Source organism: Polaromonas sp., assembly GCF_035638815.1.
Lineage (GTDB): Bacteria > Pseudomonadota > Gammaproteobacteria > Burkholderiales > Burkholderiaceae_C > Polaromonas.
On the sequence record NZ_DASQZG010000029.1, the window covers coordinates 1 to 19645 of the forward strand.

The following is a 19645-nucleotide window of genomic DNA, read 5'->3' on the forward strand; positions in this document are numbered from 1 at the left end:
CGGAAGGAGGTGAGAGCACTTCCGGAACAGCCAGACGCCGTGGTGCTGCTGGCGGGGCACAGGTAAGCCGACGCAATTTTGCGCCCACCGGATCGGGCGCGTCCGGTGACAGCAGCGTGCCCGGGGGGTCAACCGTGCTCGATTCGCTGGTTGATTTCGATGATTACGATACCGGATTCAGGCCTGACGGCTTCGAAAAGCCCGCGCGTTCCTGAATGCTTTTAACTTGCGTGCCTGCGTATTGGTGTGCACCCGGGGTCCTCGCACTGACAACCATGCCTGGCTGAGGGGGGTCAGCGGCGGACCTGTAAGGCGCCAGGATTAACAATATTTGTTGGTGTGCCTTTGATGAAGTTGACGACATTATCAAACGCAGAGCTGAAATACATCTCGTAGCTTTCCTGCTCCACGTAACCAATGTGTGGGGTGCAGATGCAGTTTTCCAGGCGCAGCAGGGCATGGCCTTGCAAAATGGGTTCCGATTCAAAGACATCGACCGCGGCCATTCCGGGGCGGCCGCGGTTCAGTGCGGCGATCAGCGCGTCGTGCTCAATGAGTTCGGCTCGTGACGTATTCACCAGCAGGGCGGAGGGCTTCATACGGGACAGGTCGTCCAGCGTGACTGCGCCACGCGTGTCGTCGAGCAGGCGCAAATGCAGGGTGAGCACGTCGCTTTCCTGGAAAAATTCGGCTTTGGAGGAGGCCACTTCAAACCCGTCGGCCTGGGCTCTTCCGCGCGAGGCGGGGCTGCCCCAGACCAACACGCGCATCCCGAACGCCCTGCCATATCCGGCAACGATCTGGCCGATCTTGCCGTAACTCCAAATCCCCAATGTTTTGCCCTTGAGCACCGAGCCCAAGCCAAAGTTGGTGGGCATGGAGGCGTTTTTAAGCCCGGCTTGTTGCCAGGCCCCGTGCTTGAGGTGTGCCACATAGTGCGGAATGCGGCGCATCGCCGTCATGATGAGCGCCCACGTGAGTTCAGCGGGTGCGGTCGGAGAGCCTATGCCCTCGGCAACAACAATGCCGCGCTCGGTGCAGGCTGCAACATCCACATGACTTCCGATCCGGCCGGTTTGCGCAATCATCTTGAGCTTTGGAAGCTTTTCGATCAACTGGCGATGCAAGTGGGTTCGCTCGCGAATCAACACAACGACATCGGCATCCTTGAGGCGGACAGAAAGCTGTCCGATACCTTTGACGGTGTTGGTATACACCTTGGCCTGATACGCATCTAGCTTGGCAGCGCAGTCAAGCTTGCGCACAGAGTCCTGGTAGTCGTCAAGGATCACAATATTCATCCCGATATTGTGCCTGCAAGTTCTACTGTGAGCGGTCAGGCGCGGTCCAACTTGTACCGGGGAGAAACAGGCCCGCCTGCCCGGTTAGCCCCTGTTGTTGACCTCTTTGCCCGAACAGTTCGCGGGTCAGGGTCAAGCAGTCTGCGTGGCTGCTTCCTTTTGGGCCATGCGATCGAGCTCTGCGCACACGTCAGCCATGCGACCCGAAATGACCATGCGACCGGCGCATGAAGGGCTGATGCCCGCTTCAAATTCACGCACGACTTTCAGGCGCCTGGGGGAGGTCGCCCGGACCACGGTTTGGCAAGGCTTGTGACCGTCGGCTCTCGCGGAACGGTTGTTAAGTGCTGCCGCTTTTAAAGCAAACCCTGTATTGGAGGGGATTGCTTGATTCAACGGATGTCTGGGTACTGTCCGGCGCGGCGACACCGGGTGGGTAGATGACGGAGAAGAAGCGGTTGAGGCCGGCATAAACAAAGCAGCCAACGCCTGCAGCGGTGCCAACAGAACAGTCAAAACCGGCGAACGTGAAAAACTGGTGATTCCCATGAGAACTCCTAAATTTAGAGGTTTACACAGGCAGGATTACATCTACTAGGCGATCCGCGAAAGCAGGGTGTTGGTCAATGGTTTGACCAAACGCCCGCCACCTGCTGCGCGGAAATGGGGGAACGGCGTGACTGCCCGCGGCCACTTGGGTCGAGGCAATTCGCAGGCTTACATCAGCATCGTGTTTCTGATCAGGCCTACGGCCAGCCCCTCAAGTTCAAACGCTTCACCGGGCTCGACCACAATGGTTTTGAAATCAGGATTTTCCGGGAGCAGTTCAATCAGGTGCTTGTTGCGGCGAAACCGTTTGACGGTGACTTCGTCTCCCAGACGCGCCACCACGATCTGGCCGTTTTTGACTTCTTTGGTTTGCTGCACGGCCAGCAAATCGCCGTCCATGATGCCGGCGTCACGCATGCTCATGCCACGTACCTTGAGGAGGTAGTCAGGTTTGCGCTGAAAAAGGCTGCTCTCGAAGTAGTAGGTATGGTCCACATGTTCCTGCGCAAGAATGGGACTGCCAGCAGCAACCCGCCCCACCAGAGGCAGGGCGAGTTGGGCCAGGCTTTGCAACGGCAAGGAAAACTGCTTGAAACGGAACTCATGGATGGAGCGAAGGGTGTCGGTGCGAAGGCGAATACCGCGGGACGTGCCGCTGACCAGCTCAATCACGCCCTTGCGGGCCAGTGCCTGGAGGTGCTCTTCAGCGGCGTTGGCAGACTTGAAGCCAAGCTCATTGGCGATTTCAGCCCGGGTAGGAGGGGCACCGGTGCGTGCAATGGCGCTCTGGATGAGTTCGAGGATCTGCTGCTGCCGCGCTGTGAGTTTGGGCATTTCGGCCGAATCTTGAAAGCTGCTCATATCGGGAACTCCTAGGACTGACAGTAGGCAAACACGTGGACAATCCCTTGCTTGATCTGGTCATTGGGCAGGACTGTTTTAATACCCAGTAACTGTATTTTCATCCAGTTTTAGCTGAAATGCAAGTTCTTCATTTATGAAACCTCAAACAATTGTGATTCTGGGCACTGGCGGGACCATCGCCGGACGTGCGGCTCGCCCCTCAGAAGCACTGGCTTATGTGGCTGCCCAGGTGGGTATTGACCAGCTGGTCGCTGATATTCCATCGATCACGGACAACGGGCCGGTTGAAACCGAGCAGGTTTCGCAGATCGACAGCAAGGACATGGGTTTTGCCATCTGGGCGGAGCTTGCGAACCGGGTTAACCACCACCTTGCGCGTGCAGAGGTTCAAGGAATTGTCATCACGCACGGTACCGATACGCTGGAGGAAACGGCGTATTTTGTGCACGCGGTGTGCAACCCCGACAAGCCCGTGGTGCTGACCTGTGCCATGCGACCGGCGACTGCTCTTTTCCCCGACGGACCACAAAATGTGCTGGATGCAGTAGCTGTCGCACGCCACTCAGGCGCGCGTGGCGTTGTGGCTGTGTGCGCGGGCGTTGTCCACAGCGCGCTTGACGTGCAGAAAACGCATACCTATCAGCTGGATGCTTTCAGCTCCGGCGATGCCGGTCCCACCGCTTATGTTGAGGCTGGGTCCCTCAGATTGTTGCGGAATTGGCCATCGGCCCAGGAAGAACGAGCGATTGCAGCTATGAAAACGATAGCAAAATTGGGCGCGGGTCCAGGCTGGCCGCGCGTCGAAATTGTCATGAGCCATGCTGGCGCGAGCGGTGCGCTGGTCGATGCTTTGCTCGTGCAGGGCGGGGTGCAGGGACTGGTTGTGGCAGCAACAGGCAACGGGACCATCCATCACGCGCTGGAGGCCGCGCTGCTCAAAGCCAGAGACGCGGGCGTGAGAGTGGTGCGTTCAACAAGGTGTCTGCAGGGCCGCGTGTTGGCAACGCCCGGTGACATCTTCCCGGACTCAGGCGGCCTGGGTCCGGTCAAGGCTCGCGTGGCGCTCATGTTGAGCTTGATGGTCTTGTAGGCTGAGTCAATGTTTGCCGCGCTCAAATCCCATGTCTGGGCCTATCCGGTGCTGGAGATCGTGCATATCAGCGGCATTGCGCTGCTCCTGGGCAATCTGGTCCTGCTGGAGCTGCGGGTATTCGGCTTGGGCGCGGCCTTGCAGGTGAAAGAACTGGCGCGTCTGAGTCTGGGCGTGGCGTTTGTCGGGTTCGGTCTGGCGGCAGCCTCCGGGCTTTTGATGTTTGCATCACAGCCTGCGGAGTTGTTGGCCAATCGGGCATTCACCCTGAAGATGCTGTTGTTAATGGCCGCAGGGTGTAATGCGGCATGGTTTCATGCCCGCGAGTCACTGCGCAAGCTTGATGCATTGGCTAGAGGCCAAATGGTTGTGTCCACGTTGATCTGGCTGGCCGTCGTCGCCTGTGGCCGCTGGATTGCTTATCTTTAATTCGGAAGGAGTCTCATGAAAAGACGTGATGTGATCAAGGCTTCGTTTGCGGCCTCCGCCGCCGGCGTCCTGCCAATCGTCGCGTGGGCTCACCACGGCTGGAGCAGTTTTGACCAGGACCGCCCGATTTATGTCGAAGGCAAGGTCGTCAAGGTGGTTTGGCAGAACCCGCACTCGGAGCTGGTTATTGAAGTACCTGCTGGCCTCAAGCTGCCGGCAGAACTGGCGCAACGCAGTTTGCCAGCGCAGACTGCGCCAGTGGACGGCAAGGCGCTGCTGGCCAAAACTGTGGTGCCCAATCGCAAAGACAAGCGATGGGAGGTTGAATTGGCGCCCTTGACGCGGCTGGAAGCATGGAAAGTCGCCGAGATCAAGCCCGGCGCTTCCGTTGCAATGGTTGGTTTTACCTTTACGGCAGAAAAGGGCGAGGCGATCGTGCGTGCCGAATATCTCTTTGTGGATGGCAAAACCTACGGGTTGAGATCCAGCCCCGCGTGACTTGTGCCCGCCCATGAAAAAGGCCGTCAGAAGACGGCTTTTTTGCTTGAGCAATGAATCAACTCACCAGGGCCTTGAAAGCTCTGTCGGTGATTTCATCAACGCCACCCATGCCGCTGATCGCGCGGTACTTTGGCGCCGCGTCGGGTGCGCCTTTGGCCCAGTTTGAGTAGTAGTCCACCAGCGGACGGGTTTGCGCGCTGTAGACCTCCAGGCGCTTGCGCACGGTCTCTTCCTTGTCGTCGTCGCGCTGAATCAAGGGCTCACCCGTGACATCGTCTTTGCCTTCAAGCTTTGGCGGGTTGTACTTGAGGTGGTAAGTTCGGCCCGATGCGCTGTGCGAGCGGCGGCCGCTCATGCGCTCAATAATGGCTTCAAAAGGAACATCGATCTCAAGTACGTAGTCAAGTCGCACGGCGGCCGCCTTCATGGCATCAGCCTGCGGAATGGTGCGCGGGAACCCGTCAAACAAAAAACCCTTGGCGCAATCGGGCTGCGCAATTCGCTCTTTGACCAGATTGATGATCAGGTCGTCGCTCACAAGCCCGCCAGAGTCCATGATTTTCTTGGCTTCAACGCCAAGCGGTGTGCCCGCCTTGACGGCGGCGCGCAACATGTCGCCGGTAGATATCTGGGGAATCCCATACTTCTGGCAAATAAAGGTCGCTTGCGTTCCTTTGCCCGCGCCTGGTGCGCCCAACAAAATCAGTCTCATGGATGTCCTCGGATTTCTGATGAATTAAAAGCGGAATGACTGGCCCTGCGCCGGGGCCCACCCGCATTATTCTGGGCTTGAGAATAACATGCACGCCCAGCGCAGGGCTTACACAAACAGCCGGCGCACCCGCTCAAGATCCTCAGCGGTGTCCACACCGGTTCCGGGCGCCTCATGCGTCACATGCACCGAGATGCGATGACCGTGCCAAAGCGCGCGCAGTTGCTCAAGCTGCTCAAGCCGCTCCAGTGGCGCTTGGGGAAGGGCCGGAAACTTCCGCAGAAAGCCCACCTGATAGCCGTAAATTCCCACATGGCGTAGCGGGGCGGGTAGGGTGGAGCCTGCTTCCCACCAGGCCTGTGCGGGGAAATCCCGCGCGGCAGGAATGGGCGAGCGGCTGAAGTAGAGCGCCGTGTTGTGCGCATCCACCACCACCTTGACCACGTTGGGATTGAGCAGTTCCTCCAGCGTGCCAATTGCGTGGGCAGCCGTGCTCATGACGCAATCGCTGCGCTGCGCAAGCAACCCGGCCACGGCGTCGATCAAAGCCGGGTCGATCAGCGGCTCATCACCTTGCACGTTTACCACGCGCTCGTCATCGCGCAGGCCCAGCACATCGCAGGCCTCGGCCAGGCGGTCGCTGCCGCTTGCGTGGTCAACACGCGTCAGTACGGCAGAAACGCCGGAGGCTTTGCAGATGTCAATAATTTCTGTGCTGTCGGTTGCAACCACGGTGCGGGACGCGCCACTCTTCAACGCGCGCTGGGCTACCCGCAGGATCATGGGCATGCCGCCAATGTCGGCCAGCGGCTTGTTTGGCAGGCGGGTGGAGGCGAGACGGGCCGGGATAATAACAGTAAAGCTCATGCCGCAGCTGTCACAGGCCGAGTTCTTCGTCGGTGAGGGCGCGGGCCTCGTTTTCCAGCATCACGGGCAGGCCGTCCCGAATGGGATAGGCAAGACGCGCGCTCCGTGAGACCAGTTCCTGTTTTTCGCGGTCATAGTCCAGGGGGCCCTTGGTCACGGGGCAGACCAGTAGTTGAAGCAGTTTGGTGTCCATGGTGGGATGGTAATTGAGAAAGCAGGGGCAGCAGCAGGGCGTCAAACGCTGCGAAGAACGAAGGCTCGGGCGAGAACTCCAGCGGCACAGCCAGCACCCCTGGCATGCGTGGAAAGAGCTTCACCGCATCTTTCTCTGTGCAAATCACTACTTTGCCCTTATCTGACGGGCGCGGATAGCTATCAAAATCATAGTGATCGGGAAGCGCGCGTGTTTCAGCCAACTGCAGGCCGCTGGCTGTGAGCATGGTAAAAAAAGCCTCGGGTTTGGCAATGGCGGCCAATGCCAGCAGAGGTTGGGTAGTCAGGCTGCTGAGGGCGACCTGGCTGCCATCAGCGCGCATTGCATAGTTCTTCAGGCGGCGGCTGGATGTGAACCCCGCAAAGGCAGCAATCGCGCCGGTATGGAGAACAAGGTCAACACCTCGGCCCTTGCGGCCGGTCCGCAGGCGTGCCGGCCACGGCTCCCGCAGCGGCCCCGCAGGCAATAGCCAGCCATTTCCTACGCCACGTTCGTCGAACACTGCGATCTCGATGTCGCGCTCAAGGGCATAGTGCTGCAAGCCATCATCACAAACAATGACCTGCACAAAGGGGTGCGCCTTGAGCAAAGCGCGAACCGCATCGTTGCGGGCATTTGCTACAAATACAGGAGCATCCGTCGCCCGCCGGATAAGGGCAGGTTCATCGCCCGACTCGTTAATCGGCGTTGTTGGCAGAACTTCCAGGCATTGTTCGCTGCTTCGCCCATAGCCGCGCGAGACCACACCTGCCCGGATACCGCGCGCCTGAAGATGACGAACAAGGGCAATGACTGCCGGGGTTTTTCCAGCTCCGCCCGCAATCACATTGCCCACCACCACGATGGGGACTGCCGCCCGTTCCGAGCGCAGGAAACCAGTGGCGTAAAGCAGGCGACGGAGCCGAACCAGGAGACCGTAGAACAGCGACACCGGCCACAACAGGCAAGCCAGGGGGCCGCGCCGCAGCCAGGCCCGCTGCAGCGTTTGCTCCACGTTTATTTGGCGCCGGCCTGAGCCGTGCTTTGCGTGGCAAAGGTGATCTGGTTCATGCCGCTACGCCGCGCGGCTTCCATGACGGTGATCACCGATTGGTGGGTCGCACTGGCGTCAGCGCTGATGATGATCACGCTGTCTTTGCCTGCCTTGGCAGCAGCGACAAGGGCTGCGCTGATAGCCTCGATGCTACGGCCTTCAACCGGCGTTTTGCTAACCATGTAGCGCCCGTCACTGCTGACCGACACAATGACTTCCTTGGGATAGTCGCGCTGCTGCTCGGCATCGGCAACGGGCAACTTGATCTGCAGCTCGGTGAACTTGCTGTAGGTGGTGGACAGCATCAGGAAAATCAAAACGACCAGCAGGACATCGATGAACGGGATCAGGTTGATCTCCGGCTCATCCCGCGATGTACCGTGAAATCTCATGACGCCGCTCCGCCGGGCCGTCCCAAGGAGTCGTAGCCCCTTTGGGGGGCAGCGTAGTACACGCAGTGACAAGCGTGGGGGCTCATGCTTTGCGCAGGGTGTTGAGATGCCGCACAAAGCGCTCAGAGGCGATTTCCATGGTCAGCAGGTAGCCGTCGACCCGTGCCCGAAAGTAACGCCAGAAGATCAGCGACGGAATGGCCACGATCAGTCCAAAAGCCGTGTTGTACAGCGCGATGGAAATACCTTGTGCGAGCTGCGCGGGATTGCCGCCGTTGGCACTGACCACGCCGCCTGATCCCGCCTGGGAGCCAAAGATTTCGATCATGCCGATCACCGTGCCAAGCAGGCCGAGCAGGGGCGCGGCAGAGGCGATGGTGGCCAGCGCCGCCAGATAACGCTCCAGCGTATGGGCAGCGCGCCGGCCAGTGCCTTCCAGTGTGGACCGCAGGTCTTCTTCGCTGATGCGGGGGTTGACGTTCAAGGCCCTGAACCCGCTGGCGAGCACCTCGCCAAGCAGCGAGTTTTGCTCCAGGTGTGAAACCACATCCGGGCTGGGCACACCCGCGCGAGACACGGTCATGGCCTCATCGAGAAGCTGGGGTGGGGCAATTTTTGCGGTTTTAAGGCTGAAAAAGCGCTCAATGACCAGGGCCAGAGCCAAAATCGAGCAGGCCACCAGAGGCCAGATAGGCCAGCCTGCGGCTTGTATGATGGAAAACAAAGCAAATCTCCCGGCAGATGATTGCTGTGGATTATGGACTACCGCAGTGTTGAAACGACGCCTCGCTGTAACGTCAGTAGCTCTGGGTGATGCAAATGGGGACTGTAGGACGTAACTCACAGAAGCTGTGGATAACTTTGTGAGCAATTACCCCTTGGAGTGCCCGCAAGCCGCGCCAATTGGGGCGTGTGACAAAACGATGAAATTTTGAGCAGAATAATCTCCATATAAATCAATGACTTTCACGAATTCATGTGATCTTCCCCAGCAAACATGCTGTTTCGATGTCTGGGCATGCCGCTCTGTGGAGTATTACCCCCGCAAAATCAAGGGCTTTGGGCATGTTTGAAACAGGTGTCACGCCCGTCGAAGGGGTTCAAGGCGTACGTGTCTGGCCCGTCGGCTCGCTGCTTCGCGCCATTGCCGACAGCCTTGAGGCGCGGTTTAACCCCGTGGCCGTGCGGGGCGAAGTCAGCGGGTTTTCGCGGGCGGCGAGCGGCCATTGCTATTTTTCCCTCAAGGACGAGCAGGGTCAGGTTCGCTGCGCGATGTTTCGCCGTGCGGCCGGCTTGATGGACTTTTCTCCGCGCGACGGCCAATTGGTGGAGGTGCGTGGCCGGCTCGGAGTCTACGAGCCGCGCGGCGAACTGCAGCTTATCGTTGAAGCTATTCAATTGGCAGGCAAGGGCAACCTGTTTGAACAATTCCTGCAGCTAAAGGCGAAGCTGGAGGCCGAGGGGTTGTTTGATGCGGGTAGAAAAAGAGCATTGCCGGTGCTGCCCAAAGCGATCGGAGTTGTGACGTCGCTGGGTGCAGCGGCCCTGCGTGATGTGGTCACCACGCTGCAACGACGCGCACCGCATATTCCTGTTGTGATTTACCCCGCTAGTGTGCAGGGCGCTCAAGCTCCGCAAGAACTGCGTCAGGCCCTGCGCACCGCCTGGCAACGGGCCGAGGTGGATGTGCTGCTGCTGGTGCGAGGCGGTGGTGCGCTGGAGGACCTTTGGGCGTTTAATGATGAGCAGTTGGCCCGCGCGCTGGTTGAGTCGCCTTTGCCGGTGATTTGCGGTGTGGGGCATGAAACCGATTTCACGATCGCCGACTTCTGCGCCGATGTGCGCGCCCCCACGCCGACGGCAGCGGCGGAGATGTGTGTGGAGGCGCAAAAAGCCGGGCTGGACGCCTTATCCGATGTGCAGCGGCGTTTGCAGCGCAGCGTTGAGAGGCAATTGCAGGCCAATGCCCAGCGGCTCGACTGGGCCGCGTCGCGCGTCAGTCGCCCCTCCCATCTGGTGACCCGCCAGCAGGGCAGGCTTGAAAGTGTGGCTCAACGCTTGCGGCACGGGCTCGGTAAACGTCTTCAGCGGGAATCAAATCGCCTGCAGGGGCTGGAGAATGCCTTTCCCCAGGCGTTGTCGCAATCGCTTGCGTTTGCGCACAGAAAGCTTGAGCGCGCCCAGTTGCGTCTTGAGCCCTTGGACCCGGGGCTTGTACTCCAGCGTGGGTACGCATGGCTTGCGGACATGCAAGGCCGCCCCGTTACGAGCGTCATGGCAACAAAACCGGGGCAGGCCTTGCGCGCTACCCTTGCCGACGGAGAGGTCGATTTAACGGTGTCTGCGCCTCGACTTATTTAGTTTTTACAATGGTTGTTGAAAATCGCTTTCCAATCTGCTTTTTTTAACCATCACAACACCCACGAGGAAGAAAACATGGAACACAAACTGCCCGCACTGCCATACGCCATTGATGCGCTGGCCCCTCATTACAGCCAGGAGGCTTTTGAATACCACCATGGCAAGCACCACAACGCGTACGTGGTGAACCTCAACAACCTGCAAAAAGGCACGGAGTTCGAGGCGATGACGCTGGAAGAGATCGTCAAAAAATCCAGCGGTGGTATTTACAACAACGCGGCCCAAATCTGGAACCACACTTTTTTCTGGAGCTGCATGAAACCCGCTGGTGGCGGTGAGCCCAGTGGCGCGTTGGCCGAAGCCATCAATGCCAAATTTGGCTCCTACGCCGCGTTCAAGGAAGCCTTCGTCAAGTCCGCCGTTGGCAACTTCGGTTCAGGCTGGACCTGGCTGGTCAAAAAGGCAGACGGTACGGTTGACATCGTCAACACAGGTCCGGCCGGCACGCCGCTGACGAGCGCCGACAAGGCCTTGCTGACAGTTGATGTGTGGGAGCACGCCTATTACATCGACTATCGCAACATGCGTCCCAAGTTTGTCGAGACTTTCCTGTCCAACCTGGTGAACTGGTCCTTTGCCGAAGCCAATTTCGCTTAATCAAAGCTGCGCATAAAAAAAGCCGACTTTCATGTCGGCTTTTTTGTGGTCCTCGTTAAAGCTGCGACTAGAGCGACTTCTGGAACGGCTGGCCCGAGAGTTTGCTGCCAGCCTTGATTCCGTTCTTTGCAAACCAGCCCGCATTCATCTCCAGCACGTAGCGCACCGGTTTATCCGAGCAGTGCGAGTCCGTCGTCCTGGGTTTCATGTCGGCCAGGTTCACGATGGTTCCGTCGTCGGCAACAAAGGCTGCCGTCAGGGGAAGGGGCGTGTTTTTCATCCAGAAGCACTGCTTGTTGGCTTCCTCAAACACAAACAGCATCCCTTCATTACGCGGCATCTCCGTGCGAAACATCAGGCCAATCTGTCGCTGTTCGGGAGTTGATGCCACTTGTGCGTCAATCCTGTGCATGCCGGCCGCGAGTGGCACCCGCTGAAGCTTGAGTTGCGGACCTTCCTGGGCCAGCACGGCGGTGGTGAGAACGGCGAGGAGCAGACTTGCGGCTGATTTTTTCAACATGGCATGAATATGGGTTGTGCTGGGTTCCAGCATAAACGACGGCCATAAAAAATGCCCGCGGAGCGGGCATTTTCAGACTGATGCCGGGAATTACTTCTTGGCGGCAGCAGCAGTAGCAGCGGCTGCAGCTTTGTCTTCTTTAGCTTTTTTGGCGGCAGCAGCCTTGTCTTCCTTGGCTTTCTTGGCAGCAGCAGCCTTGTCTTCTTTAGCTTTCTTGGCAGCGGCGGCCTTTTCAGCTTTTTCAATCTTGGCGGCAGCGGCTTTGTCTTCCTTGGCTTTCTTGGCAGCGGCGGCTTTTTCCGCCTTGGCGGCTTTGGCATCAGCCTTGGCATCTTTAGCAGCTGGCACCGCAGGTGTTGCTGGAGTAGCAGGTGTTGCCGGAGTAGCAGGCGTTGCTGGCATTGCAGGCATAGCTGGCTTGGCCGGCTGTGCTGGCTGCGCAGGCGTGCCGGCCATAGGGGCACCAGCGTGTGAAGCGGCAAACGTGGACGCGGCGAACAGGCCAGTGATCAGGGCAGCGAGGATCTTGTTCATTTGAATTTTCCTAGGTAATGATTATTTGAAAAGCTACCCCGAGTTCGTCGGAGGCCCTACCGTAACGAGGGTCGTTCGCTCGCGGTTGACAGGCCGCTTGCAAAAACTTCTTTGAGCATGTTTTGCGGCTAGAATTTAGGGGTTTTTACCTAAACCGCGCCGGGCAGCACGCCTGCCTTTTCAAGCGCATACCGGAGACTTCACTACATGTACCAGCACATCAAGGTGCCCGCCCAGGGTCAGAAAATCACGGTCAATGCCGACAATTCGCTGAATGTTCCGGACGAGCCGGTCATTCCGTTCATTGAAGGTGACGGTACGGGCGCAGACATCACGCCGGTCATGCTCAAGGTGGTTGATGCTGCTGTGGCCAAGGCCTACGGTGGCAAGAAAAAAATTCACTGGATGGAAGTTTATGCCGGTGAAAAATCAACCAAGGTTTACGGTCCTGACGTGTGGCTGCCAGAAGAAACGCTGCACGCAGTCAAAGACTACGTGGTCTCCATCAAGGGCCCTTTGACAACGCCGGTCGGCGGCGGTATCCGTTCGCTGAACGTTGCATTGCGTCAGGAACTGGACTTGTATGTCTGCTTGCGCCCCATTCAGTACTTTGCCGGCGTGCCATCGCCCGTGAAAGAGCCGCACAAAACCAACATGGTTATCTTCCGCGAAAACTCGGAAGACATCTACGCCGGTATTGAGTTCGAAGCCGAGTCCGACAAGGCCAAAAAACTCATCAAGTTCCTGCAGGACGAGATGGGTGTCAAAAAGATTCGTTTCCCCAACACCTCCGGCATCGGTATCAAGCCAGTATCACGCGAAGGTACCGAGCGTTTGGTGCGCAAGGCCATCCAGTACGCCGTTGACAATGACAAGCCAAGTGTGACGATTGTCCACAAAGGCAACATCATGAAGTTCACCGAAGGTGGTTTCCGTGACTGGGCGTACGCGTTGGCTGGCAAGGAGTTTGGCGCAGAGCTGATCGACGGCGGTCCGTGGATGAAGTTCAAGAACCCCAAGACCGGCAAGGAAATCACCATCAAGGATTCCATTGCTGACGCTTTCCTGCAGCAGATCCTGTTGCGTCCCGCCGAGTACAGCGTGATTGCCACGCTCAACCTCAATGGCGACTATGTTTCTGACGCGCTTGCTGCGCAGGTTGGCGGCATCGGCATTGCACCCGGCGCCAACCTCAGCGACACCATCGCCATGTTTGAAGCGACGCACGGTACGGCTCCCAAATATGCAGGTAAAGATTACGTGAACCCGGGTTCCGAAATCCTGTCGGCTGAGATGATGCTGCGTCACATGGGCTGGATCGAAGCCGCCGACCTGATCATCAGCTCGATGGAAAAGTCGATCGAGTCCAAAAAGGTCACCTACGACTTTGCGCGATTGATGGAAGGCGCAACGCAAGTGAGCTGCTCAGGCTTCGGCCAGGTGATGATCGATCACATGTAAGCGGACTTCTCCCCTCGCTTCACAAGGCGAGGCTTGCCGCACAACCGCCCGGGTCTCGGCCCTGGCGGTTTTTTCTTGTGCATTCGCAAAGCGTGCCAAAAGTCAATCAGCAGCGTCCTGATGTGGCGTTCAAGCCACCAATTTCCCTACCGGCCGCATTGCCCAATCCGGGTGGCTAGAATGAAATCCATGGCAACCCCACCCCCGAAGCTACCCGTACCGCCCAAGGCCCCTGTATTCAAGCCCGACGATGGCATGGGAGGCGATTCGGCTGTGATGGAGCGCCGCCCCAAGCGGGCCAAAACTGTGCCGCCACAGATGTACCAGGTAGCGCTGCTCAATGATGACTACACCCCCATGGAGTTTGTGGTCGTGGTGATCCAGGAGTTTTTTGGCAAAGACCGCGAGACCGCAACCCAGATCATGCTGAAGATCCATCTGGATGGTAAAGGTGTCTGCGGCGTGTTCTCCAAAGACGTAGCTTCTACCAAAGTGGACCAGGTCACGGAAGCTGCGAGAAAAAATGGTCATCCCTTGCAGTGTGTGTGTGAGCCCATTGAATAATGAAAACGGCGCCCATATCTCCTACAGTGATTCAATGATTCAGTCAGATAGCCAAGCAGCAAGCCGAAAGGAAACGCAATGATTGCCCAGGAACTAGAAGTCAGCTTGCACATGGCCTTTGTTGAAGCCCGGCAGCAACGCCACGAGTTCATCACTGTTGAACATCTGTTGCTTGCCTTGCTCGACAACCCAAGCGCCGCGGAAGTGCTGCGCGCATGCTCCGCCAACATCGATGATCTGCGCAAGTCGCTTGCCAACTTCATCAAGGACAACACACCGCAGGTCGCGGGTAGTGATGACGTGGACACGCAGCCCACGCTGGGTTTTCAACGCGTGATCCAGCGCGCCATCATGCACGTGCAATCCACCGGCAATGGCAAGAAAGAAGTCACTGGCGCCAATGTGCTGGTTGCCATCTTCGGCGAGAAAGATTCCCACGCGGTGTACTACCTCCACCAGCAGGGCGTGACGCGTCTGGACGTTGTCAACTTCATTGCCCATGGCATTAAGAAGAGTGACCCGCCCGAGCCGACCAAGGCTGGCGAGAGCGCGGCCGAAAACGAAGAGGGCGGCGAAAAGAATGAAAAAACTTCGCCACTTGAGCAGTACACCCAGAACCTGAACCAGCTTGCCAAAGACGGCAAGATCGATCCGCTGATCGGTCGGCAGTACGAAGTTGAGCGTGTGATCCAGATTCTCTGCCGCCGACGCAAAAACAACCCCTTGCTGGTGGGAGAAGCCGGTGTTGGCAAGACCGCCATTGCCGAGGGCCTGGCCTGGCGCATCACGCAAAAAGACGTGCCTGAAATTTTGGCCGAGGCGCAGGTCTACTCGCTGGACATGGGCGCTTTGTTGGCGGGCACCAAATACCGCGGCGATTTCGAGCAGCGCCTCAAAGGCGTGCTCAAGGCGTTGAAAGACAAGCCCAATGGTATTTTGTTCATCGACGAAATTCATACGCTGATCGGTGCGGGTGCGGCTTCGGGCGGCACGCTGGATGCGTCCAATTTGCTCAAACCCGCGCTCAGCTCGGGCCAGCTCAAATGTATTGGCGCCACCACCTTCACCGAGTACCGTGGCATCTTCGAAAAAGACGCAGCCCTGTCACGCCGCTTCCAGAAAGTCGACGTTGTCGAGCCGACCGTGCAGGAAACAGTGGAAATACTCAAGGGGCTTAAATCCCGCTTTGAAGAGCACCACAGCGTCAAGTACGCCGTCGCGGCTCTGCAAGCCGCGGCCGAACTCAGCGCCAAGTACATCAACGACCGCCATCTGCCCGACAAGGCGATTGACGTGATCGACGAGGCGGGTGCTGCGCAGCGCATCCTGCCGCCGTCCAAACGCAAGAAAACCATCACCAAGGCCGAGGTCGAAGAGATTGTGGCCAAGATAGCGCGCATTCCGCCCGCCAACGTGTCCAACGACGACCGCGGCAAACTCAAAACGCTGGAACGCGATTTGAAAAGCGTGGTGTTTGGCCAGGACAAGGCGCTTGACGTGCTGGCGTCTGCGGTCAAGATGGCGCGCTCCGGCCTGGGCCGCGACGACAAGCCGATTGGTTCCTTCCTGTTCTCCGGCCCCACCGGCGTTGGTAAAACAGAAGCGGCCAAACAGCTGGCCTACATCATGGGCATTGAGCTGATTCGCTTCGATATGTCCGAGTACATGGAGCGCCATGCCGTGAGCCGGTTGATTGGCGCGCCTCCGGGTTATGTCGGGTTTGACCAGGGCGGTTTGCTGACCGAGGCTGTCACCAAGAAGCCGCATTGCGTGCTGCTGCTGGACGAGATCGAAAAGGCTCATCCGGACATCTTCAATGTGCTGCTTCAGGTCATGGACCATGGCACGCTGACGGACAACAACGGACGCAAGGCGGATTTCCGCAACGTGATCATTGTCATGACGACCAACGCTGGCGCCGAGACCATGAACAAGGCGACGATTGGCTTTACGAATCCGCGCGAGGCGGGCGACGAGATGGCTGACATCAAGCGTCTGTTCACGCCTGAGTTCCGCAACCGGCTGGACGCGACTGTCAGCTTCAAGGCGCTGGACGAAACCGTCATCCTGCGCGTGGTCGACAAGTTCCTGCTGCAGCTGGAGACTCAGCTTGCCGAGAAGAAAGTGGAGGTTACTTTCACCGACGGCCTGCGCAAGTACCTGGGCAAGAAAGGCTTTGACCCGCTGATGGGTGCACGTCCCATGCAGCGCCTGATTCAGGACACGATTCGCCGCGCGCTGGCGGACGAGTTGCTCTTTGGCCGCCTGATGGACGGTGGACGACTGACAGTGGATATCAAACTGACCACCGATGAAAAAGGCGTCGAGACCGGCGATGTGGTTCTGGATATCCTGCCTCTGCCCAAGAAAGAGGGCAAGGCGAAACCCGAGGCTGAAGAAGCGACCACCGATTAAGTGTTGCCTGTGTCGTAAAAAAGCCCGCTGGCAGGAGCCAGCGGGCTTTTTCATTGTCAAATTGCCCGTCTGCCCTTTGTTCACGGACAAACATTGCTATTGAAATTATAGCGATTGCTTTTCGGGGAATCGGATGCCTGGCTCGCCCGGCACCCATTGGCTGTACTTCTGCATAACCATCTTGTAAAGCGCTGAGCTGACAAAAGCCTCCAGCCAGGCTGTCAAGGCCGGCCATGGCTGCGCGTCAAACCACGCTTTGTCTGTTTGAGCGAATTGCCGCACAAAGGGTGCAATGGCCATGTCTGCCATCGACACGCGGGCGCCGAACAGATGCGAATTGACCTGGAGTCGATCTTCGAGTTGCTTGAGATAGCCAGACCCTCCGACGCGAGCGCTCTCAGCGGTCGAATCGACGTAGCGCCCTGGGTATTTGTACCGGTCCAGATGCGGCTTGAAGCCTTCATCAAATTGCGCGATGAGCGCCATCATGGATGCTGTTGATTCTGTCTCCGGAGCCATCCATCCAGCGGGGTCGCTGCGCTTGAGCGCCCACAACATGATGTTCAGGCTCTGGTCAATGACGACGTCATCCGGTAGCACCAGCACGGGCACGGTAGCTTTGGGTGATGTGGCAATTAATTCAGCTGGCTTGTCGCGCAAGACCACCTCGCGCAGCTCCACAGTCTGCCCACTGCTTGCGAGCGCAAGACGCGCCCGCATGGCATATGGGCAACGGCGAAACGAATAGAGCACGGGCAGGGCGGCGTCCATGATTCAGTCCTCTGTGTCGCTCAAAGGCGCTGGAACTTGCCGCATGCCGATGTGCGGTTGACGGCGCCGATTCGCATAGTCCACCTGTTTTTGCCGCTCGATGAAGCCACGCTTTTGCTCCGCGGTTTTCTTGTCGTGGCAAGACGGGCAACTGACGCCCGGCACATAGAGCGGGGAAGCCTTGTCGGCCTCGCTGATCGGGTCGCGGCAGGCGCGGCACAGGTCGTAATGCCCGGTGGCCAGGCCGTGCACGACGGAGACGCGCTCGTCAAACACAAAACATTCGCCGTGCCACAGGCTTTCGTTCTCGGGCACGGTTTCCAGGTATTTGAGAATGCCGCCTTCCAGGTGGTAAACCTCGTCAAAGCCCTTGGTGCGCATGAAGGCGGTGGATTTTTCACAGCGGATGCCGCCTGTGCAAAACATCGCCACCCTGGGCTTCTTGCCATCCTTTTCGGCCAGCACACCCCCCGGGGCGGACTGCGCTTCCACCCACGCGGGGAGCTCTGAGAAGCTTTTGGTGTGCGGATCGACAGCGCCTTCAAAGGTGCCTATGCCAACTTCGTAGTCGTTGCGTGTGTCCACCACCACAACGTCGGGGTCGGCAATCAGTGCGTTCCATGCTTCGGGCTTAACGTACTGGCCGGCCATCTCGTTCGGGTTGATTCCGGGAACGCCAAGCGTGACGATTTCACGCTTCAGGCGCACCTTCATTCGGTAGAACGGCAGCTTGTGCGACCAGGACTCCTTGTGAGTCAGGTCAGCCAGACGCTTGTCAGTGCGCAAATAGGCCAGCACCGCATGCACCCCCTCGGCAGGGCCGGCAATGGTGCCGTTGATGCCTTCTTCAGCCAGCAGCAGGGTGCCGCGGACGTCATGGACCTCGCAAAACGCCTGCAAGGGTACTTGCAAGGCCGCAAAGTCATGCAGTTCGACGAATTTATAGAGGGCAGCAGTGAGGAATTGGGGCATGGGATGGAAATAGCGGGGCGCTTCAGGGCGTCACAGCATCAATCGTAACGGGTTCGTTTTCGACGCCTAGGCAAGTTCCTACGTCTTTCGTCGGACGACAGGCTTTTTATGCTGCAGCGCAGCAATTATCGACTATGCTGATTTAAGGCCAGCCCGCATCCATGCTGATTCATGACACTCCTTTCTAAAATTTCCGTGAGCACTCTCCATGGCTAAAAGCCTGAGCAGCCTCTGGCTGAAAAGTATCAAGCGCCTGAGCAAATCACAGCAAACGCAGGGGCGCAAGCTCCTCAAGAGCATGCTGCCCAAACCGGTGCGCGCACCGGTTACGCGCCGGCCGAAAGCGCCCCAACTTGCCAGAGTCGTCCTGCCTCCCGCCAAAACCGTCACCGCCAAACGAAAGACAGCAGCGACACCAGCGCAAGCTGACCGGGGGCTGCCCGGGACTTGGCAAAAGTTCACTTTTCCGCCACCGGGTGCGGGGCGACCATCTGCAGCTCGACGCCTTCTTTACTGGTTGTACTTGCCAGCCAGTGCGCGGTCTGATACTGCTACACAGCGTCCGGTGGTTGTGATGTTGCATGGCTGTCAGCAAACGGCACTGGACTTTGCCACCTCCACACGCATGAACAAACTGGCGGAGCGCAAGGGTTTTGCCGTGCTTTACCCGCAGCAATCTGCAACCAAAGACTCTCACCGTTGCTGGCACTGGTACCAGCGTACAACTCAGCAAGGGCAGGGCGAGGCCAAATTAATTGCAGAGATGACCATTTACGTGCAGCACAAACACGGTCTGGACGCATCGCGCACCTATATCGCGGGGCTGTCGGCTGGCGCAGCGCTTGCAACCATCGTGGCCTTGCGCTACCCCAGGCTGTTCGCAGCGGTGGGCTTGCACTCGGCCCCGGTTTTCGGGACCACGGACTCCGCCATGAATGCCTATCGGGCCATGCAACATGGCTCGGCTTTGTCGCACATGGAGACAGCCCGCGCACTGGGTCGTGCGCTTCCGCAATTTCCCGGCATGCCCGCCATCCTGATTCATGGGGTGCGCGACGATGTGGTGCGGCGCATCAACGTGGAGCAATTGACAAAACAACTGGCGATTGTGAATGCCGCATACATCACTCGCTCCGAGCCCGTGCACCGCAAATACACCGCGCGCACCGATGGGCGAAGCCCGCACCATGCCTGGCAAACCGAGACGTATTACGCGGGGCGAAAGCCGCAACTTGTGCGCTGTGACATTTCCACGCTGGGTCATGCATGGAGCGGGGGCGACAGCGGCGTTGCATTCAGCGTGCGCGAGGGCCCCAACGCGACATTGATGATGTGGAACTTTTTTGCCTTGCACCATCGGCGCCCGACGGATGCGGCAAGCTGAGCCGTCGACGAATGTTTTGTGTGTCATTGCGGGCCTGATCCACAATCCTTACCG

At 58.4% G+C, this 19645-nt stretch carries 22 protein-coding genes; 10 read left to right on the plus strand and 12 right to left on the minus strand.

Annotation, left to right across the window (positions count from 1 at the left end):
- Positions 1-215 (plus strand): hypothetical protein (locus VE934_RS16990; RefSeq protein WP_324889712.1); only part of this gene is annotated, 215 nt, incomplete at its 5' end.
- Positions 216-293: 78 nt separating this feature from the next.
- Here VE934_RS16990 and VE934_RS16995 read toward each other — a convergent pair.
- The gene (locus tag VE934_RS16995; RefSeq protein ID WP_324889714.1) at positions 294-1301 is read right to left on the minus strand and encodes a D-2-hydroxyacid dehydrogenase family protein; all 1008 of its coding nucleotides are present in this window, start codon (positions 1299-1301) and stop codon (positions 294-296) included.
- Between the two features lie 717 nt (positions 1302-2018).
- Positions 2019-2711, minus strand: coding sequence for a transcriptional repressor LexA (lexA, locus tag VE934_RS17000; RefSeq protein ID WP_324889716.1), 693 nt, complete (start codon positions 2709-2711; stop codon positions 2019-2021).
- Positions 2712-2847: 136 nt separating this feature from the next.
- Between lexA and VE934_RS17005 the strand changes: the two genes are divergently transcribed.
- From VE934_RS17005 to VE934_RS17015, 3 genes are read left to right on the plus strand one after another with little or no spacing between them, the layout of a single operon-like run.
- Positions 2848-3804: an asparaginase gene (locus VE934_RS17005; RefSeq protein WP_324889719.1), complete on the plus strand. Its 957-nt coding sequence runs from the start codon at positions 2848-2850 to the stop codon at positions 3802-3804.
- A gap of 9 nt (positions 3805-3813) precedes the next feature.
- On the plus strand, positions 3814-4233 hold the full coding sequence (locus VE934_RS17010; RefSeq protein ID WP_324889721.1) for a hypothetical protein: 420 nt from the start codon (positions 3814-3816) through the stop codon (positions 4231-4233).
- Between the two features lie 15 nt (positions 4234-4248).
- Positions 4249-4731 (plus strand): DUF6152 family protein, encoded by a 483-nt coding sequence (locus VE934_RS17015; protein ID WP_324889723.1) that lies wholly within the window; start codon positions 4249-4251, stop codon positions 4729-4731.
- Positions 4732-4789: 58 nt separating this feature from the next.
- Here VE934_RS17015 and adk read toward each other — a convergent pair whose 3' ends face one another.
- The 6 genes from adk to VE934_RS17045 all read right to left on the minus strand — a co-directional run bounded on the left by adk (position 4790) and on the right by VE934_RS17045 (position 8676).
- On the minus strand, positions 4790-5446 hold the full coding sequence (gene adk / locus VE934_RS17020; protein WP_324889725.1) for an adenylate kinase: 657 nt from the start codon (positions 5444-5446) through the stop codon (positions 4790-4792).
- A gap of 108 nt (positions 5447-5554) precedes the next feature.
- Entirely contained in the window at positions 5555-6313 is a 759-nt protein-coding gene (kdsB, locus tag VE934_RS17025) for a 3-deoxy-manno-octulosonate cytidylyltransferase (RefSeq protein ID WP_324889727.1), read from the minus strand.
- Between the two features lie 10 nt (positions 6314-6323).
- Positions 6324-6506 (minus strand): Trm112 family protein, encoded by a 183-nt coding sequence (locus VE934_RS17030; RefSeq protein WP_324889729.1) that lies wholly within the window; start codon positions 6504-6506, stop codon positions 6324-6326.
- Positions 6445-7521, minus strand: a complete 1077-nt coding sequence (gene lpxK / locus VE934_RS17035; protein WP_324889731.1) for a tetraacyldisaccharide 4'-kinase — start codon at positions 7519-7521, stop codon at positions 6445-6447. Before lpxK ends, VE934_RS17030 begins: the two co-directional genes overlap by 62 nt.
- Before the next feature lie 2 nt (positions 7522-7523).
- Entirely contained in the window at positions 7524-7952 is a 429-nt protein-coding gene (locus tag VE934_RS17040; RefSeq protein WP_324889733.1) for a biopolymer transporter ExbD, read from the minus strand.
- A gap of 82 nt (positions 7953-8034) precedes the next feature.
- Complete coding sequence (locus tag VE934_RS17045; RefSeq protein WP_324889735.1) at positions 8035-8676, minus strand: MotA/TolQ/ExbB proton channel family protein; 642 nt, start codon at positions 8674-8676, stop codon at positions 8035-8037.
- A 341-nt stretch (positions 8677-9017) separates the two neighbouring features.
- Between VE934_RS17045 and xseA the strand changes: the two genes are divergently transcribed.
- Entirely contained in the window at positions 9018-10313 is a 1296-nt protein-coding gene (gene xseA / locus VE934_RS17050) for an exodeoxyribonuclease VII large subunit (RefSeq protein WP_324889737.1), read from the plus strand.
- A gap of 75 nt (positions 10314-10388) precedes the next feature.
- Complete coding sequence (locus VE934_RS17055; RefSeq protein WP_324889739.1) at positions 10389-10970, plus strand: Fe-Mn family superoxide dismutase; 582 nt, start codon at positions 10389-10391, stop codon at positions 10968-10970.
- A 67-nt stretch (positions 10971-11037) separates the two neighbouring features.
- On the opposite strand, the gene VE934_RS17060 is transcribed toward VE934_RS17055, so the two are convergent.
- Together VE934_RS17060 and VE934_RS17065 are read right to left on the minus strand one after the other, a co-directional pair.
- Complete coding sequence (locus tag VE934_RS17060) at positions 11038-11490, minus strand: DUF192 domain-containing protein (protein ID WP_324889741.1); 453 nt, start codon at positions 11488-11490, stop codon at positions 11038-11040.
- 90 nt (positions 11491-11580) lie between these two features.
- Positions 11581-12024 carry a cell envelope biogenesis protein TolA gene (locus VE934_RS17065; RefSeq protein ID WP_324889743.1) on the minus strand — a complete coding sequence of 148 codons (444 nt, stop codon included), beginning with the start codon at positions 12022-12024 and terminating at the stop codon, positions 11581-11583.
- A 207-nt stretch (positions 12025-12231) separates the two neighbouring features.
- Here VE934_RS17065 and icd point away from each other — a divergent pair, with 207 nt between their 5' ends.
- The 3 genes from icd to clpA all read left to right on the plus strand — a co-directional run bounded on the left by icd (position 12232) and on the right by clpA (position 16464).
- A complete protein-coding gene (gene icd, locus VE934_RS17070) occupies positions 12232-13485 on the plus strand; it encodes an NADP-dependent isocitrate dehydrogenase (RefSeq protein WP_324889745.1) in 1254 nt (417 codons plus the stop codon).
- Between the two features lie 180 nt (positions 13486-13665).
- Entirely contained in the window at positions 13666-14049 is a 384-nt protein-coding gene (clpS, locus tag VE934_RS17075) for an ATP-dependent Clp protease adapter ClpS (RefSeq protein WP_324889747.1), read from the plus strand.
- Positions 14050-14127: 78 nt separating this feature from the next.
- Entirely contained in the window at positions 14128-16464 is a 2337-nt protein-coding gene (clpA, locus tag VE934_RS17080; protein ID WP_324889749.1) for an ATP-dependent Clp protease ATP-binding subunit ClpA, read from the plus strand.
- 105 nt (positions 16465-16569) lie between these two features.
- Here the strand turns inward: clpA and VE934_RS17085 are convergent, their stop codons facing one another.
- Together VE934_RS17085 and VE934_RS17090 are read right to left on the minus strand one after the other, a co-directional pair.
- The gene (locus VE934_RS17085) at positions 16570-17235 is read right to left on the minus strand and encodes a glutathione S-transferase (RefSeq protein ID WP_324889751.1); all 666 of its coding nucleotides are present in this window, start codon (positions 17233-17235) and stop codon (positions 16570-16572) included.
- 3 nt (positions 17236-17238) lie between these two features.
- The gene (locus tag VE934_RS17090; protein ID WP_324889753.1) at positions 17239-18207 is read right to left on the minus strand and encodes a rhodanese-related sulfurtransferase; all 969 of its coding nucleotides are present in this window, start codon (positions 18205-18207) and stop codon (positions 17239-17241) included.
- Positions 18208-18415: 208 nt separating this feature from the next.
- On the opposite strand from VE934_RS17090, the gene VE934_RS17095 reads away from it, so the two are divergent.
- Entirely contained in the window at positions 18416-19591 is a 1176-nt protein-coding gene (locus VE934_RS17095; RefSeq protein ID WP_324889755.1) for a PHB depolymerase family esterase, read from the plus strand.
- Positions 19592-19645 lie beyond the last annotated feature (54 nt).